The organism is Streptomyces iconiensis (genome assembly GCF_028657195.3).
Lineage (GTDB): Bacteria > Actinomycetota > Actinomycetes > Streptomycetales > Streptomycetaceae > Streptomyces > Streptomyces iconiensis.
The window spans coordinates 169,151-184,736 of record NZ_JANCPR020000012.1; the positions used below are offsets into that span (position 1 = coordinate 169,151).

The window sequence follows — 15,586 nt, forward strand, 5'->3', positions numbered from 1 at the left end:
AGGTCCTGCGTACAGGTCGGCGTACGGCTTCGGCGTACAGGTGAGGCGTACAGGTGCGGCGTACGGACAGGCGGCGCGAGAAACCGCGCGCCCAACCGCGAAGGCGCGCACGCCGACCACGGAGGGTCCGCAGGCCAACCGCGAAGGCACCGCCCGCCGACTGGAAAGTTTCCTAACTTCTTGGGCCCTCTCATCTTGACGCGCCCCCATGGTGACCCTAGCTTCCCCCGCATCGCGACAAGTTCATGTCAATGTTCGCCGTTCACATACGAGGAGACCCGCATGGCTCCCGCACCCCCCACCCCCACCGCACGGCGCCTCCTCACCCTCCCGGCAGCGGCGCTGCTGGGCACGGGCGCCGTACTGGCCACCGGCGCCGTCTCCAGCGGGGCGCAGAGCGACGCCGGAAATCACGGCACCGGAACCCGCGAGGTCATCGAGGTCCGGGACAGCACAGGGCTGAAGGACGCATTGGCCAGGGTCGCACCGGGCGACACGATCCGGCTCGCGGACGGCACGTACACCGGGAACTTCAAGACCACCAGAGCCGGCGACAAGGGCTCCCCCATCACCCTCACAGGCTCGGCAGGCGCCATCCTCACGGCGGGCGGCGGCTATGGCCTCCACCTCAACGGTGCCGGGCACTGGAACCTCAAGGGCTTCACCGTCACCGGCGGCCAGAAGGGCATCGTCATGGACGGCGCCGACGGCGTCCACATCGACGGCGTCACCGTCCGCGATCTCGACATGGAGGCCGTCCACTGGCGCAAGTCCAGCTCCGACGGATCGATCCGGAACTCCACGATCCGGGACACCGGCAAGAACGGCCGGGGCATGGGCGAGGGCGTCTACGTCGGCAGCGCCGGGGGCACCTCCCGGACGAAGTCGGGGGGAGGCACCGACGACAGGAGCGACCGCATCCTGATCGAGAAGAACGTCATCGGGCCCGGCGTCGGCGGCGAGAACATCGACATCAAGGAGGGCACCACCGGAGCCCGCGTCATCGGCAACACCTTCGACGGCGAGGGCCTGACCGGCGCCAACTACGACGACTCCTGGGTGGACATCAAGGGCAACGGCGTCCTCGTGGAGAACAACACCGGCAGGAACACCACGAACAACGGCTTCGAGACCCACGAGCAACAGGACGGCTGGGGCTGCGGCACCGTCTTCCGCGGCAACGAGTCCGATCTGACCGGCGCCTCCGGCAGGAACCAGTTCGCGATCAACGTGACCAACTACGACGCGGACACCTGCCCTGTCACGGTCTCCGGCGACAACACGGTCAAGGGCGGCAAGGGACTGACCAACCCGGGAATCCCGGTCGGCTGACCCGCCCCACCACAGCCGCACGCCCGGCCAGGCCGAGCCAGAGACCAGCCAGGCCCCACCACAGCGGACGCCGGTCAGGCCCCGCACAGACCGGCCGGCCCCCGCGCAAGACATCCGCCCGCACAAGACCGAGGCCCGCACCCCGGAAGGGGTACGGGCCTCGGTTCAGGCTGTCACTCAGCGGCCGGGAACGCTCCCCGCCTCAGCTGAGGGAGTTCAGCTCTGGCCACCGGCGAGCTTCTCACGGAGCGCGGCAAGCGCCTCGTCAGAGGCAAGCGCGCCGCCGTCGTCCTCCGAACCCTCGGAGGAGTACGAACCGCCGCCGCCACCACTGCTCTGGCTGCTGCCACCACTCTGCGGCGCCGGAGCGCTCGTGGTGGAGGCACCCTCGGCCGCCGCCTGCTCGTCGGCCTCGCGGGACTTGATGACCTGCGCCTGGTGCTGCTCGAAGCGGCTCTGCGCCTCGGCGTACTGGCGCTCCCACTCCTCGCGCTGCTTCTCGTACCCCTCCAGCCAGTCGTTGGCCTCGGGGTCGAAGCCCTCGGGGTAGATGTAGTTGCCCTGGTCGTCGTAGGACGCGGCCATGCCGTAGAGCGTCGGGTCGAACTCGACGATCGACGGGTCGGCACCGAAGGACTCGTTCGCCTGCTTCAGCGAGAGGCTGATGCGGCGGCGCTCCAGGTCGATGTCGATGACCTTGACGAAGATCTCGTCGTTGACCTGGACGACCTGCTCCGGGATCTCCACGTGGCGCTCGGCCAGCTCGGAGATGTGGACCAGGCCCTCGATGCCCTCGTCGACGCGGACGAACGCACCGAACGGAACCAGCTTGGTGACCTTGCCGGGGACGACCTGGCCGATCTGGTGGGTCCGGGCGAACTGCTGCCACGGGTCTTCCTGGGTCGCCTTGAGCGACAGGGAGACGCGCTCGCGGTCCATGTCGACGTCCAGGACCTCGACCGTGACCTCCTGGCCGACCTCGACGACCTCGGAGGGGTGGTCGATGTGCTTCCAGGACAGCTCGGAGACGTGCACGAGTCCGTCCACGCCACCCAGGTCCACGAAGGCACCGAAGTTGACGATGGAGGAGACGACGCCGGAGCGCACCTGCCCCTTCTGAAGGGTGGTGAGGAAGGTCTGGCGGACCTCGCTCTGGGTCTGCTCCAGCCAGGCACGGCGGGACAGGACCACGTTGTTGCGGTTCTTGTCCAGCTCGATGATCTTGGCTTCGAGCTCCTTGCCGACGTACGGCTGGAGGTCGCGGACGCGGCGCATCTCCACCAGGGAGGCGGGGAGGAAGCCACGGAGACCGATGTCGAGGATGAGGCCGCCCTTGACGACCTCGATGACGGTACCGGTGACGATGCCGTCCTCTTCCTTGATCTTCTCGATGGTGCCCCAAGCGCGCTCGTACTGGGCACGCTTCTTCGAGAGGATCAGGCGCCCTTCCTTGTCCTCCTTCTGGAGAACCAGGGCCTCGATCTCGTCGCCGACGGCTACGACCTCGTTGGGGTCCACGTCGTGCTTGATCGACAGCTCACGGGAAGGGATGACACCTTCGGTCTTGTAACCGATGTCGAGCAGGACCTCGTCCCGGTCGACCTTCACAATGACGCCGTCGACGATGTCGCCGTCGTTGAAGTACTTGATCGTCTCGTCGATCGCGGCGAGGAATTCTTCCTCGGAACCGATGTCGTTTACCGCAACCTGCGGGGTGGTGGCGGAGGTCTCGGTGCTGCTCGTCATGTGGGTAAAGGTCTCCGGTACGGACATTGAGTCGTAGGTACTGCCACGCCGTGAGCCTTTGATCGCACCACATGTAGCCAGCCGGAACAGCCTTGAGAGGCGGAGACCCGAGGGGATACACAACCGATGCGAGCGCGACCTGCTCCGTCTGAGGCGCGCAGGCCCGCAGCGCAACTTGTAGCATACGGGGGCCGCTGGGCAGGGTCAATGCGCGAAAGAGCACACCTGTGACGGATCGCCCCATACCCGGCACAACTCGCCGTAGAACTCGGCCAGATGGTGCGTGCGCAGCGCGTTCACCGGCATTCTGACGGCGGTCAGCGACGGCCCGCTGCGGCACTTCTTCCGCCCCTTCACACCCGCCGGGCGCGCGGCGGCCGGGTGGCGGCGGCCGGTGGTGGCGGGTGGCGGCGACCAGGAATGAATGTCAACGAGAGTACGGCGACAGGTGCGATGGAACAAAAGCACGAGGCAGGTGAGGGCCCGTACCGCGGTGATCTCGCCCAGAGTGACGGGAACGTGGACGTGGGCCTGACCGACGACGAGGACGCCGAGGCCGTGCGGCGGCAGGCCGGTGGGCGCGAGAGCAGCCGCGCGAACCGGGGCTGGTGGGACAGGAACGCGGACGAGTACCAGAACGATCATGGTGACTTCCTGGGCGACGCCCGCTTCGTCTGGTGCCCCGAGGGCCTGGACGAGGCCGATGCCGGACTGCTCGGGCCGGCGGCTGAGCTGCGCGGTCTCGATGTGCTGGAGATCGGCGCCGGCGCCGCGCAGTGCTCGCGGTGGCTGGCGGCACAGGGCGCGCGGCCGGTCGCGCTGGACGTCTCGCACCGGCAGCTCCAGCACGCGCTGCGCCTGAACCAAGGGGTACCCGGCCTCGGCGACGAGGGCTTTCCCCTTGTCGAGGCGGACGCGCGTGCGCTGCCCTTCGCCGACGGCTCCTTCGACCTGGCGTGCTCGGCGTTCGGCGCGATCCCGTTCGTCGCCGACCCCGAGCGGGTCTTCCGCGAGGTACGCCGGGTGCTGCGGCCCGGTGGCAGGTGGGTCTTCTCGCTCACGCACCCTGTGCGGTGGTCGCTGGCCGACGAGCCGGGGCCGGAGGGCCTTGCCGTCCTGGCCTCCTACTTCGACAGGACGCCGTACGTCGAGGAGGACGCGGCCGGCCGGACCGTGTACGCCGAGCACCACAGGACCATGGGGGACCGCGTCCGGGAGATCGTGGGGGCCGGGTTCCGGCTCGTGGACCTCGTCGAGCCCGAGTGGCCCGAGTGGAACCAGAACGTGTGGGGCGGCTGGTCCCCGCTGCGCGGGCGCCTCCTGCCCGGCACGGCGATCTTCGTGTGCCGGCGCGACTGAGGGCGGCCGTGGGACATCGGCCGTGGGACATCGGCCGTGGGACAGGTGCGGGAACGGGTGAGAGGTGCGCTGGACGCGTGAGGCGTGACGACGAGCTGAAGGCGCTGCCCATGGCGGCGGCGCTCCCTGAGGTACGGGAAGCGCTGGAGGCACGGGGCGCCGTGGTGCTGCACGCGCCGCCCGGCACGGGCAAGACGACGCTGGTGCCGCTGGCGCTGGCGGGGCTGCTCGGGGACGGGGTGCCCGCGCGGAACGTTCTGGTCGCGGAGCCCCGGCGGATGGCGGCGCGGTCGGCGGCGCGCAGGATGGCGTGGCTGCTGGGCGAGCGCCCCGGCGAGCAGGTGGGCTTCACCGTGCGCGGGGAGCGCAGGGCCGGGCCGCGAACGCGGGTGGAGGTCGTCACCACGGGGGTGCTGCTGCAACGGCTCCAGCGGGACCCGGAGTTGCCCGGCGTCGATGTGGTGCTGATGGACGAGTGCCACGAGCGGCACCTGGACGCCGACACGGCGCTGGCCTTCCTGCTGGACGTACGGGCCACGCTCAGGCCCGGGCTGTGGCTGGCCGCGGCGTCAGCGACGCAGGACAGCGAGGCGTGGGCGCGGCTGCTGGAGGCGGATGTCGTACGGGGGAAGGGGACGAGCCATCCCGTCGAGGTGCGGCAGTCGCCGCCGCCCTCGGGGGTGCGGCCCGCGCACGGCACCTGGGTGGACCCGGCGCTGCTGCGGCATGTGGCGGCGACGGTGCGGCGGGCGCTGGAGGAGGTGCGGGAGGGCGATGTGCTGTGCTTTCTGCCGGGGGTCGGGGAAATCGCCAGGGTGGCGTCGCTGCTGGGCGGCGGCGCCGTACGTGCCGAGGTGCTGGAGCTGCACGGGCGCGCGCCAGCCGGGGTGCAGGACGCGGTGCTGCGGGGCGGTTCTGGCGCGGGGCGCCGGGTGATCCTCTCGACTGCGGTGGCCGAATCGAGCGTGACCGTTCCGGGTGTGCGGGTGGTCGTGGACGCGGGACTCTCGCGCGAACCCCGTACGGATCACGCGCGGGGGCTCGGCTCACTCGCGACGGTGCGGGTCTCGCGCGCCGGGGCCGTGCAGCGTGCCGGGCGGGCAGGGCGTGAGGCGCCCGGGGTGGTTTACCGGTGCTGGTCGGCCGCCGGGGCCGCCGGGGAAACAGCGTTGCCGCGCGAGCCGTCGCCGGAGATCTCCGTAGCCGACCTGACGGCCTTCGCGCTCCAGGCCGCGTGCTGGGGCGATCCGACCGCGACGGGCCTTGCGCTGCTGAACGCTCCCCCCGAGGGCGCCATGGCGGCGGCGCGGCGCACGCTGCTGGCGATCGGTGCTCTGGACGAGGACGGGCGCGCGACGGCGCGGGGCGCGCGGATGGCCCGTATCGGGCTGCACCCCCGGCTGGCACGTGCGCTGCTGGACGGCGCTGCTGCCGTGGGGAGCGAACTGGCCGCAGGGACCGTGGCGTTGCTCAGCGAGGAGCCGCCACGCACGCACGGCTACGGCGACGACGCCGTCGAGGCGCTGCGTATGGCACGCGGGGCCGGGCGGCGTGACCCGTACGGCGCCCGCTGGCACGCGGAGACCGCCCGGCTGCGGGCGCTGCTGGGCGAGGAGACGGCGCGTCCCGCCGGGCTCTCCGACGAGGCGGCCGTGGGCACGGTGGTCGCGCTGGCCCAGCCGGAGCGGCTGGCGCGCAGGCAGGACGGCACGTCGTACCTGATGGTGGGCGGGACGCGCGCCGAGCTGGCGCGTGACAGCCGGCTGCGGGACGTGCCCTGGCTCGCCGTCGCGGTCGCCGACCGGCCGGTGGGCGCCGCGTCGGCGCGTGTACGGCTCGCGGCGGCCGTGGACGAGAAGACGGCCACAGGGGCTGCTGGAGCGCTGCGTTCCGTACGGAGCGAGGTGCTGTGGGACACGGAGCGTGGCGCGGTGAGCGCGCGGGAGGTGGAGTCGCTCGGTGCCGTGGAACTCTCCTCGCGTCCCCTGCGCGACCCGGGACCCGCACGCGTACGGGCGGCCCTGCTGGACGCGCTGCGCACCCACGGGACCGGGCTGCTGCGGTGGTCGGACGGCGCGGTCGCGCTGCGTGCGCGCCTGTCCTTCCTGCACCACGCCCTGGGCGAGCCCTGGCCCGATGTCTCGGACGAGGTGCTGCTGTCCAGCGCCGACACCTGGCTGACGGGACAGCGGCTGCCGGCGGCTGCCGATCTGCTGCACTCCCTGCTCCCGTGGTCGACCGGTGAGGCCGCGCGCCTGGAGGAGTTGGCGCCCGAGCGGCTTGAGGTGCCGTCGGGGTCGCGCGTACGTGTCGACTACGGGCGGCCCGAACAGCCCGTACTGGCGGTCAAGTTGCAGGAGATGTTCGGCGCCCGGGAAACGCCCCGGCTGGCGGGGGGCCGGGTGCCCGTGCTGATGCATCTCCTCTCCCCCGCTGGGCGCCCGGCGGCCGTCACCGCCGACCTCGCCTCCTTCTGGCGCGAGGGCTACAGGGGCGTAAGGGCCGAGCTGCGCGGGCGCTACCCGAAGCACCCGTGGCCCCAGGACCCGTCGGCCGCCGAGCCGACGCGGAGGACGAACGCGCGGCCCGGCAGGCGGGGCTGAGCCCGCGGGCCCGTACAGCGGCCCGGTGCGGGGAGCCGGTGCGGGGCCCCGGGGGTCTGTGCGACTGCGGCTCAGACGGGTACGGGGTCGGACTCGGGCTCCTCGGCCCTGATGCCGGGTCCCGGGCGGCGTCCGCGGGCCTCCAGGGTGAGGGAGAGCGCGAGCAGCAGGGCGCCCAGTACCAGGAAGCCCCAGGGCAGGTACGAGGTCAGCGCGAGCACCAACTGCCGCTGGGACTTGACCAGTTCGACGGTCGCGTCCTGGAAGTCGGGGCGCATCTTGACGTGCCCGGCGAAGGCGGTGAGCGGCTTCTTGTCGGGCTTGCCCGTCCAGCGCATCTCCTCCTTGTGGAGTTCCTGCCCGTCGACGGGTGCGCCAGTGACCGGATCGACCCAGAACATCCGCTTCGTGCTGTACCAGCGCTCCATCCCCGCCTGTTCGACCATCTCGGGGGTGGCGCCCACGGGCAGCTTCTTGGGGACCTTCACCTTGGTCCAGGGGATGTCCTGCTCGAAGTAGTAGGTCTCCAGGCCGCGGACGGTACGGGTGCCCTTGTAGTGGATCGGCGCCGTGGTCCTGGCCTGGAAGTCGTAGTACTCGTAGTCGCGCTTCTCGGTCAGGAAAGGCCACTTGTACTCGATGCCCTCACGGCGCACCTTGTCGCCGTCGACGTGCTCGCCGGGCGCGTTGACGGGCTCCTGGGTGTGCGCGTCGAAGATGTAGCGCTCGGGGATCTGGGAGACCATCTTGCCCTTGGGATCGGCGACGTAGCTGAGGGTGTCCCATACGACGACGTCGCGGCCCGTGCTCTCCTTGACCTTTTCGGCCTCCTTCACATTGCCCTTGAGGGTCTGCACGATGCTGACCTTGTCGACCTTCTTGGACTTCATGGTGGTGTAGTCGAGAAGGGTGGCGTTCTTGGCCTCCAGCACCATGTCCTGGTACTGGCTGGGCGGGATCTTCGCCAGGCGCGGGAAGGCGTACCAGCGCATCAGGGGCGAGAGCGCGGCGAAGAACACCGCGAAGGCCAGGAGGACCAGGCTCGCTTTCCTGCGCATGCTGCCTCCAGCTAGGGCTTTTCGGGGACGGACGTGTGCAGCGGTTTCGGCGAGGTCTCGCCGGAGGGCACGCCGACAGCGGTCATCGTGAAGACGAGGGCGAGTGCGGCGGCCAGTCCGATGCCTGCCGCGAGCAGGGCACGCACGTTGCACCTCCCGTGGGATCTGTGCCGGCGAATAACTGACGCTTCGTCAGGGCCCGGGCACCGTAGCAACGCGTGCTGTGGATGGGAACCGTCCGGCGCGGACCTTGTGACACGGAGCGCGCACCCCTCGACGCGCTTGCCCCCCGGTGCCGGGCACCGGGGGGCAAGTGGTCGCGCTGGAGCGGCCGTTGGCCGCGGGGTCAGTCCTTGATCGTGAGCTTGACCGTCAGCTTCGCGCCACCGTTGGCCTTGAGCGTGAGGGTGTACGTGCCGGGGTTGTCGTCGGCGTGGAGCTGCGGGAGCTTGAGTACGCCCTTGGAGTTGGTCTTGAGGCCGCTGAGGGCCCGCAGGGGCTTGTTGTCCGCGCCCTTGAAGAACGGACCCTTGGCGCCGCCGGACAGTGCCGCGCTCACGGCGACACCGGAGGCGGCCTTGCCCTTGCGGGTGGCCTTGACCTCGACGTCGTTCGCGAAGTCGCCGCCCTTGGCGCTCTCCAGGGCGCCCTCACCCGTCCGTGCGAGCGTGTCCGCCTGCGCCGCTGTCACCGAGGCCCTGAAGTCGACGGCCTTGAGGCCCCTGCCCGGCGCCGTGGCGCGCACCGTGAAGTCGCCCGCCTTGGTACCCGAGCTGAGCCTCGGTGCGGTGGCGACGCCGTCCGCGTTCGTGCTGACGGTCTTGCGCTTGGCGCCGCCGTCGAAGACAGCGCCGGTCTCGCCGCGGATCTCGAACTGGACGCGTACGCCGTTGACGCCCTTGCCCTTGGAGGTCTCGGCCTTGACGCGGGGGCTCCCGGCGAAGTCGTCGCCGGCGACGGCGGTGAACTCCTGCGCTCCGACCCGCTCCAGGGAAGCGGGGGCCGTGGGGCTCGGGGAGGGAGTGGGCTTGCCGGGCGGGGTCGGCGAGGGGCTCGGGGTGTTGCCGCCGCCGTTCCCCGGCTTGTTGCCCGGCTTGCTGGGCCTGTCGCTGGGCTTGCCGGGCTTGCCCGGCTTCTTGCCGCCCGAGCCGCCGTCGCCGGCCCGCTCGGGAGAGCCCTTGGCCGGCCTGTCGTCGAGACCGCCCGCGCCCGGCGAGGTGGGCAGAACGCCCTCGCCGTCGGGCACGCCGTGCGCGCCGTCGCGGTAGTACGCGAACCAGGCGAGGACCGTACGCAAGTAGTCGCTGGAGTTGTTGTAGCTGAGGATCGCGCGGTCGAGGTCCGCCTTGACCGCCAGGTCGCGGCCGTCGGCGCACAGATAGCGGCCGGCGGCGAGCGCGGCGTCATGGACGTTGTTGGGGTCCTTCTTGCCGTCGCCGTTGCCGTCGGCACCCCAGCGGGCCCACGTGGAGGGGATGAACTGCATGGGTCCGACGGCGCGGTCGTAGGCCGCGTCGCCGTCGTACTCGCCGCCGTCGGTGTCCTTGATGCTGGCGAAGCCCTCGCCGTTCAGCACCGGGCCCAGGATCGGCCGCAGCGTCGTGCCTTCCTTGTCGACGGCGCCACCGCGCGCCTGCCCCGACTCCACCTTGCCGATGGCGGCGAGGAGTTCCCAGCGCAGCCCGCATCCCGAGGAGGAGGAAGCGAGGGACCTGGCCGCCTTCTTGTAGGCCGCGAGCACGGACGCGGGTATGCCGGACTCGTCACCGCCGGCGCCCGGCGCTCCCGGTGCGGAACCGGGCGGGTTCGGTGTCTCCAGCGGGGGCAGCTCCGTGTGGTACGAGTCGTCGCCCGGAGCCCCGTTCCCACCGTCCGTACGGCCGTTGCTCCCGTCGGCGCCCTTGCCTCCCAGCTCGACGCCGGGCGCCTGGGACGCGGTCAGCGCCGCCATGGCGACGGCCGCGACCGCCGTCGCGCCCAGTCCCCTGCGCAGTCTGCTGCCGCCGAGAAATCTGCGATGCGCGCTCGTGCCGTCCTGCTTGGCTGCTGCGTGCCTGCCGTGGTACCGCGCCATGGGTCAGTCCCGTCCTCTCCCCTGGGGACGCAATCACCTGTGACCCTACGGCACGCCCGGGGCCAAGTCAGCGGGCACAGAACACTTGTGGCGCTTCCGCCCCGCTTTCGCGGCCGGTTCACGGGCCGTTGGCGCGGCGTTCCCGCGCCGTTCCCGTCGACCGTGCGGCCGGGCCGCCGTGCCGCCCGGCCGCGGGACCCTCAGTGCGCCGCCGACTCCCAGTCCTGGCCCGAGCCGACCGACACGTCCAGCGGGGCGCGGAGCGAGACGGCCGAGGCCATTTCGAGGCGCACCAGCTTCTCGACCTTCTCGCGCTCGCCGGGGGCGATCTCCAGCACGATTTCGTCGTGGACCTGGAGCAGCATCCGGGAGTTCAGCTCGGCCGCCCGCAGCGCGGCGTCGACCCTGAGCATGGCGACCTTGACGATGTCGGCGGCCGTGCCCTGGATCGGTGCGTTCAGCGCCATCCGCTCGGCCATCTCGCGGCGCTGCCTGTTGTCGCTGTTGAGGTCCGGCAGATAGCGGCGGCGGCCCATGATCGTGTGCGTGTACCCGGTGGCGCGTGCCTCCTCGACGGCGCGCTGGAGATAGTCCCGCACCCCGCCGAACCGCTCGAAGAAGGTGTCCATCAGCTTGCGCGCCTCGTCCGGGGCGACGGCGAGCTGCTGGGAGAGGCCGAACGCGGACAGGCCGTAGGCCAGCCCGTACGACATCGCCTTGATCTTGCGGCGCATCTCCGGGTCGACCTGGGTCTTCTCGACGCCGAAGACCTGTGCGGCGACCGTGGTGTGCAGGTCCTCGCCGGAGGTGAACGCCTCGATGAGGCCCTCGTCCTCGGACAGGTGCGCCATCACGCGCAGTTCGATCTGGCTGTAGTCCGCCGTCATCAGCGACTCGTACCCCTCCCCCACGCGGAAGCCGCGCCGGATCGCACGGCCCTCGTCCGTGCGCACCGGGATGTTCTGGAGGTTGGGGTCCGTGGAGGACAGCCGGCCGGTGGCGGCCACCGTCTGGTTGAAGGTGGTGTGGATACGGCCGTCGGGCGCGACCGTCTTGATCAGGCCCTCGACCGTCGTCCGCAGCTTCTGCTGCTCGCGGTACCGCAGCATGATCACGGGCAGTTCGTGCTCGGTCTGTCCCGCGAGCCAGGCGAGAGCGTCCGCGTCCGTCGTGTAACCGGTCTTGGTCTTCTTCGTCTTGGGCAGCCCCAGCTCCCCGAACAGCACTTCCTGGAGCTGCTTGGGCGAGCCGAGGTTGAACTCGTGGCCCACCGCTGCGTGCGCCTCGCTCACCGCCTGCTGGACGGCGTCGGCGAACTGCCGCTCCAGGCCCGTCAGCCAGTCGCTGTCGGCCGCGATACCGGCCCGCTCCATGCGGGCCAGCAGCTCGGACGTCGGCAGCTCCAGGTCGCGCAGCATGTCGGCGGCGCCGACCTGCCCCAGCCGCGTCTCGAAGGCGGCGCCGAGGTCCAGGATCGTACGGGCCTTGACCATCAGCGCGTCCGCCTCGGCCTGCTCGTCGGCGCCGAGTGCGAGCTGGCCCTCGGCCTCGGCCGTCGGGCCCAGCTCACGGCCCAGGTACTCGATCGACAGGGCGTCCAGCGCGAAGGAGCGGCGGCCCGGCTTGTCGAGGTAGGCGGCCAGTGCGGTGTCCATCCAGACGCCGTCGACGCCCCAGCCGTGCTCGGCGAAGACCCGCATGATCGCCTTCGCGTCGTGCATGATCTTGCGCTTGGCCGCGTCGGCGAGCCAGGCGGCGAACGCCTTCTCGTCGGCCTCGCTCAGCTTGGTGGGGTCGAACCAGGCGGCGGGGCCGGCCGGCGTGGCGAGGGCGACCTCGCTGACGCTGCCCGCACCCAGCTTCCACACGTCGACCGTGGCGACACCGAGCACCCCGTGCCCGTGTTCCGCCAGCCAGGGGCCCAGCCCGTCGGGGTCCAGGACGGTGCCGTCCACCTCGACGCCCTGCGCGGGCTCCGCCTGCTCCTCGCCCGCCGTGCCGGGGTCGGCCGCCATGAGCCGGTCGCGGAAGTTCTCGTTGCGGAACTCCAGCGCGTCCAGGATGACGCCGAGCGCCTGGCGGTCGTAGGGGACACGGACCAGGTCCGCGGGGCGGTCGGGCAGCTCCACGTTCCGGACCAGCTCGGTCAGGTGGCGGTTGAGCTTGACGGCGTCCAGGTGCTCGCGGAGGTTGGCGCCCGCCTTGCCCTTGACCTCGTCGGCGCGCTCGGCCAGCTCGGCGAACGAACCGAACTGGATGATCCACTTCGCGGCGGTCTTCTCGCCGACGCCGGGGATGCCGGGGAGGTTGTCCGAGGGGTCGCCGCGCAGCGCGGCGAAGTCGGGGTACTGCGCCGGGGCCAGGCCGTACTTCTCCTCGACCTTCTCCGGGGTGTACCGCGTCAGCTCGGAGACGCCCTTGGTGGGGTAGAGCACCGTGACGTTCTCCGACACCAGCTGGAACGCGTCGCGGTCGCCCGTGACGATCGAAACGTGGAAGCCCTCGGCCTCGGCCTCGGTGGCGAGGGTGGCGATGACGTCGTCGGCCTCGAAGCCGTCCACCGCGTACCGCCGCACGCCCATCGCGTCCAGCAGTTCGCCGATCAGCTCGACCTGGCCCTTGAACTCGTCCGGGCTCTTGGACCTGTTCGCCTTGTACTCGGGGAACTCCTCGGAGCGCCAGGTCTTGCGCGAGACGTCGAAGGCGACGGCGAAGTGCGTGGGCGCCTCATCACGCAGTGTGTTCGCCAGCATCGAGGCGAAGCCGTAGATCGCGTTCGTCGGCTGGCCCGTCGAGGTGGAGAAGTTCTCGGCGGGCAGCGCGAAGAACGCGCGGTACGCGAGGGAGTGCCCGTCCATGAGCATGAGACGGGGGGCGTCCCCGCCGTTCGGAGCTGTCGTTTTCGCTGTCGTCTTCGATGCCGTCTTAGCCACGGGATCGATCCTCCCACGCGGCACTGACAACGCGGTGCCGCTCCCGCCGTCGCGGGGCACCGGCGACCCCCGTGCGGGCCGGTGGCCTGGGCGTACGCGCTCCCCGCCGGGCGGCGGCCCGGACGGTGGGGCCCGGCGGAACGGACCCACACACCCCCTGTGACGAGCTGTCCACAGATGGCACCATCGGGTCCATGATGCGAAAGCCGCCTTCCGTCGACCCTGTCCAGGACGCACCCGAGGTCAGCCCGCCCGAGCATGCGGCGGCGGGGCTCACCGCCATCGGACACTCGCTGCGTATCGCGGGCAAGCAGATGGGGGTGAAGCGGACCGCGCTGACCCTGCTGCGGGTCAACCAGAAGCAGGGGTTCGACTGCCCCGGCTGCGCCTGGCCCGAGGGCGACAAGCGGCACGCGGCCGAGTTCTGCGAGAACGGCGCGAAGGCCGTCGCGGAAGAGGCGACCACGCACCGGGTCACCCGTGACTTCTTCGCCGCGCACCCCGTCGCCGACCTCGCGAACCGCTCCGGGTACTGGCTGGGGCAGCAGGGCCGCCTCACCGAGCCGATGTATCTGCCCGAGGGCGGCCAGGCGTACGAGCCGATCTCCTGGGAGCGCGCCTTCTCGCTGATCGCCGAGGAGCTGACCGCGCTGGACTCACCGGACGAGGCGGTCTTCTACACCTCGGGGCGCACCAGCAACGAGGCCGCTTTCCTCTACCAGCTCTTCGCCCGCGAGTTCGGCACGAACAACCTGCCCGACTGCTCCAACATGTGCCACGAGTCCTCGGGTTCGGCGCTCACCGAGACCATCGGCGTCGGAAAGGGCAGCGTCCTGCTGGAGGACCTCTACAAGTCCGACCTGATCATCGTCGCCGGCCAGAACCCCGGCACCAACCACCCCCGCATGCTCTCGGCGCTGGAGAAGGCCAAGGCGGGCGGCGCGAAGATCATCACGGTCAACCCGCTGCCCGAGGCCGGCATGGAGCGGTTCAAGAACCCGCAGACCCCCAGGGGGCTGGCCGCCGGCGGCACCCCGCTCACGGACCTGTTCCTGCAGATCCGCATCGGCGGCGACCAGGCGCTCTTCCGTACGCTCAACCGGCTCATCCTGGAACGCGAGGGCGCCACCGACGACGCGTTCATCGCCGAACACACGCACGGCTTCGAGGAGTTCGCGCGCGAGGCGCGCACCACCGACTGGGACGCGACCCTGCGCGCGACCGGCCTGGAGCGCCAGGAGATCGAACGCGCCCTGGAGATGGTGCTGGCCTCCCGCCGTACGGTCGTGTGCTGGGCGATGGGCCTCACCCAGCACAAGCACTCCGTGCCCACCATCAGGGAGGTCGTCAACTTCCTTCTGCTGCGCGGGAACATCGGCAGGCCGGGCGCCGGAGTGTGCCCCGTGCGCGGGCACAGCAACGTGCAGGGCGACCGCACCATGGGCATCTTCGAGCGCCCGGCCCCCGCCTTCCTGGACGCGCTGGAGAAGGAGTTCGGCTTCGCGCCGCCGCGCGAGCACGGCTTCGACGTCGTACGCGCCATCCGCGCACTGCGCGACGGCGAGGCCAAGGTCTTCTTCGCCATGGGCGGCAACTTCGTCGCCGCCTCGCCCGACACCGAGGTGACCGAGGCCGCCATGCGCAAGGCACGGCTCACCGTGCACGTGTCCACGAAGCTCAACCGCTCCCACTGCGTGACCGGGGCTCGCGCGCTGATCCTCCCCACCCTGGGGCGCACGGAGCGGGACACCCAGAGCGGCGGCGACCAGTTCGTGACCGTCGAGGACTCCATGGGCATGGTGCACGCCTCACGCGGCCGACTCGCGCCGGCGAGCCCCCAGTTGCTCTCCGAACCCGCCATCGTCGCCCGCCTGGCGCGGGCCGTGCTCGGGCGGGACTCCAGCACCCCGTGGGAGGACTTCGAGGCCGACTACGGGCTCGTACGCGACCGCATCGCGCGCGTCATCCCCGGCTTCGAGGACTTCAACGCGCGGGTCGCACACCCCGGTGGCTTCGCGCTGCCGCACGCGCCCCGCGACGAGCGGCGCTTCCCGACGGCAACGGGCAAGGCCAACTTCACGGCTGCGCCCGTCGAGCACCCCCACCTGCCCGAGGGCCGTCTGCTGCTCCAGACCCTGCGCTCGCACGACCAGTACAACACCACCATCTACGGCCTGGACGACCGCTACAGGGGCATCAAGAACGGCCGCCGCGTGGTGCTCGTACGCGCCGAGGACGCCACGGCGCTCGGCCTGCCCGACGGCTCCTACGCCGACCTCACCAGCGAGTGGAGCGACGGCGTCGAACGGGTGGCGCGCGGCTTCCGCGTCGTCCACTACCCCACGGCGCGAGGCTGCGCCGCCGCCTACTACCCCGAGACCAACGTCCTCGTCCCCCTCGACGCCACGGCGGACACCAGCAACACCCCGGCCAGCAAGTCCGTGGTGATCAGGCTCACGCCCGCTGCGCGGGACTAGAACT

General features: G+C 71.2%; 10 protein-coding genes. 5 read left to right on the forward strand and 5 right to left on the reverse strand.

What is annotated here, in order from left to right:
• Nucleotides 1-282: 282 nt before the first annotated feature.
• The gene (locus NMN56_RS14650) at nt 283-1,332 is read left to right on the forward strand and encodes a right-handed parallel beta-helix repeat-containing protein (RefSeq protein ID WP_274044737.1); all 1,050 of its coding nucleotides are present in this window, start codon (nt 283-285) and stop codon (nt 1,330-1,332) included.
• Nucleotides 1,333-1,548: 216 nt separating this feature from the next.
• Here NMN56_RS14650 and rpsA read toward each other — a convergent pair whose 3' ends face one another.
• Complete coding sequence (gene rpsA / locus NMN56_RS14655) at nt 1,549-3,078, reverse strand: 30S ribosomal protein S1 (protein WP_274044739.1); 1,530 nt, start codon at nt 3,076-3,078, stop codon at nt 1,549-1,551.
• A 283-nt stretch (nt 3,079-3,361) separates the two neighbouring features.
• Between rpsA and NMN56_RS14660 the strand changes: the two genes are divergently transcribed.
• The 3 genes from NMN56_RS14660 to hrpB all read left to right on the forward strand — a co-directional run bounded on the left by NMN56_RS14660 (nt 3,362) and on the right by hrpB (nt 7,040).
• A complete protein-coding gene (locus tag NMN56_RS14660; protein ID WP_274044740.1) occupies nt 3,362-3,502 on the forward strand; it encodes a hypothetical protein in 141 nt (46 codons plus the stop codon).
• Nucleotides 3,503-3,531: 29 nt separating this feature from the next.
• A complete protein-coding gene (locus NMN56_RS14665) occupies nt 3,532-4,437 on the forward strand; it encodes a class I SAM-dependent methyltransferase (protein WP_430542576.1) in 906 nt (301 codons plus the stop codon).
• 110 nt (nt 4,438-4,547) lie between these two features.
• Nucleotides 4,548-7,040: an ATP-dependent helicase HrpB gene (gene hrpB, locus NMN56_RS14670; RefSeq protein ID WP_274044803.1), complete on the forward strand. Its 2,493-nt coding sequence runs from the start codon at nt 4,548-4,550 to the stop codon at nt 7,038-7,040.
• Between the two features lie 71 nt (nt 7,041-7,111).
• On the opposite strand, the gene pgfA is transcribed toward hrpB, so the two are convergent.
• The 4 genes from pgfA to polA form a co-directional block, all read right to left on the reverse strand.
• Nucleotides 7,112-8,098 (reverse strand): cell envelope lipid trafficking protein PgfA, encoded by a 987-nt coding sequence (gene pgfA / locus NMN56_RS14675; RefSeq protein ID WP_274044741.1) that lies wholly within the window; start codon nt 8,096-8,098, stop codon nt 7,112-7,114.
• A gap of 11 nt (nt 8,099-8,109) precedes the next feature.
• Nucleotides 8,110-8,244: an SPW_0924 family protein gene (locus tag NMN56_RS14680; protein ID WP_274044742.1), complete on the reverse strand. Its 135-nt coding sequence runs from the start codon at nt 8,242-8,244 to the stop codon at nt 8,110-8,112.
• A gap of 200 nt (nt 8,245-8,444) precedes the next feature.
• The gene (locus tag NMN56_RS14685) at nt 8,445-10,172 is read right to left on the reverse strand and encodes a lytic transglycosylase domain-containing protein (RefSeq protein ID WP_274044743.1); all 1,728 of its coding nucleotides are present in this window, start codon (nt 10,170-10,172) and stop codon (nt 8,445-8,447) included.
• A gap of 200 nt (nt 10,173-10,372) precedes the next feature.
• Nucleotides 10,373-13,105, reverse strand: coding sequence for a DNA polymerase I (gene polA / locus NMN56_RS14690; RefSeq protein ID WP_274044744.1), 2,733 nt, complete (start codon nt 13,103-13,105; stop codon nt 10,373-10,375).
• Between the two features lie 194 nt (nt 13,106-13,299).
• Between polA and NMN56_RS14695 the strand changes: the two genes are divergently transcribed.
• Nucleotides 13,300-15,582, forward strand: a complete 2,283-nt coding sequence (locus NMN56_RS14695) for an FdhF/YdeP family oxidoreductase (RefSeq protein WP_274044745.1) — start codon at nt 13,300-13,302, stop codon at nt 15,580-15,582.
• Nucleotides 15,583-15,586: the final 4 nt, after the last annotated feature.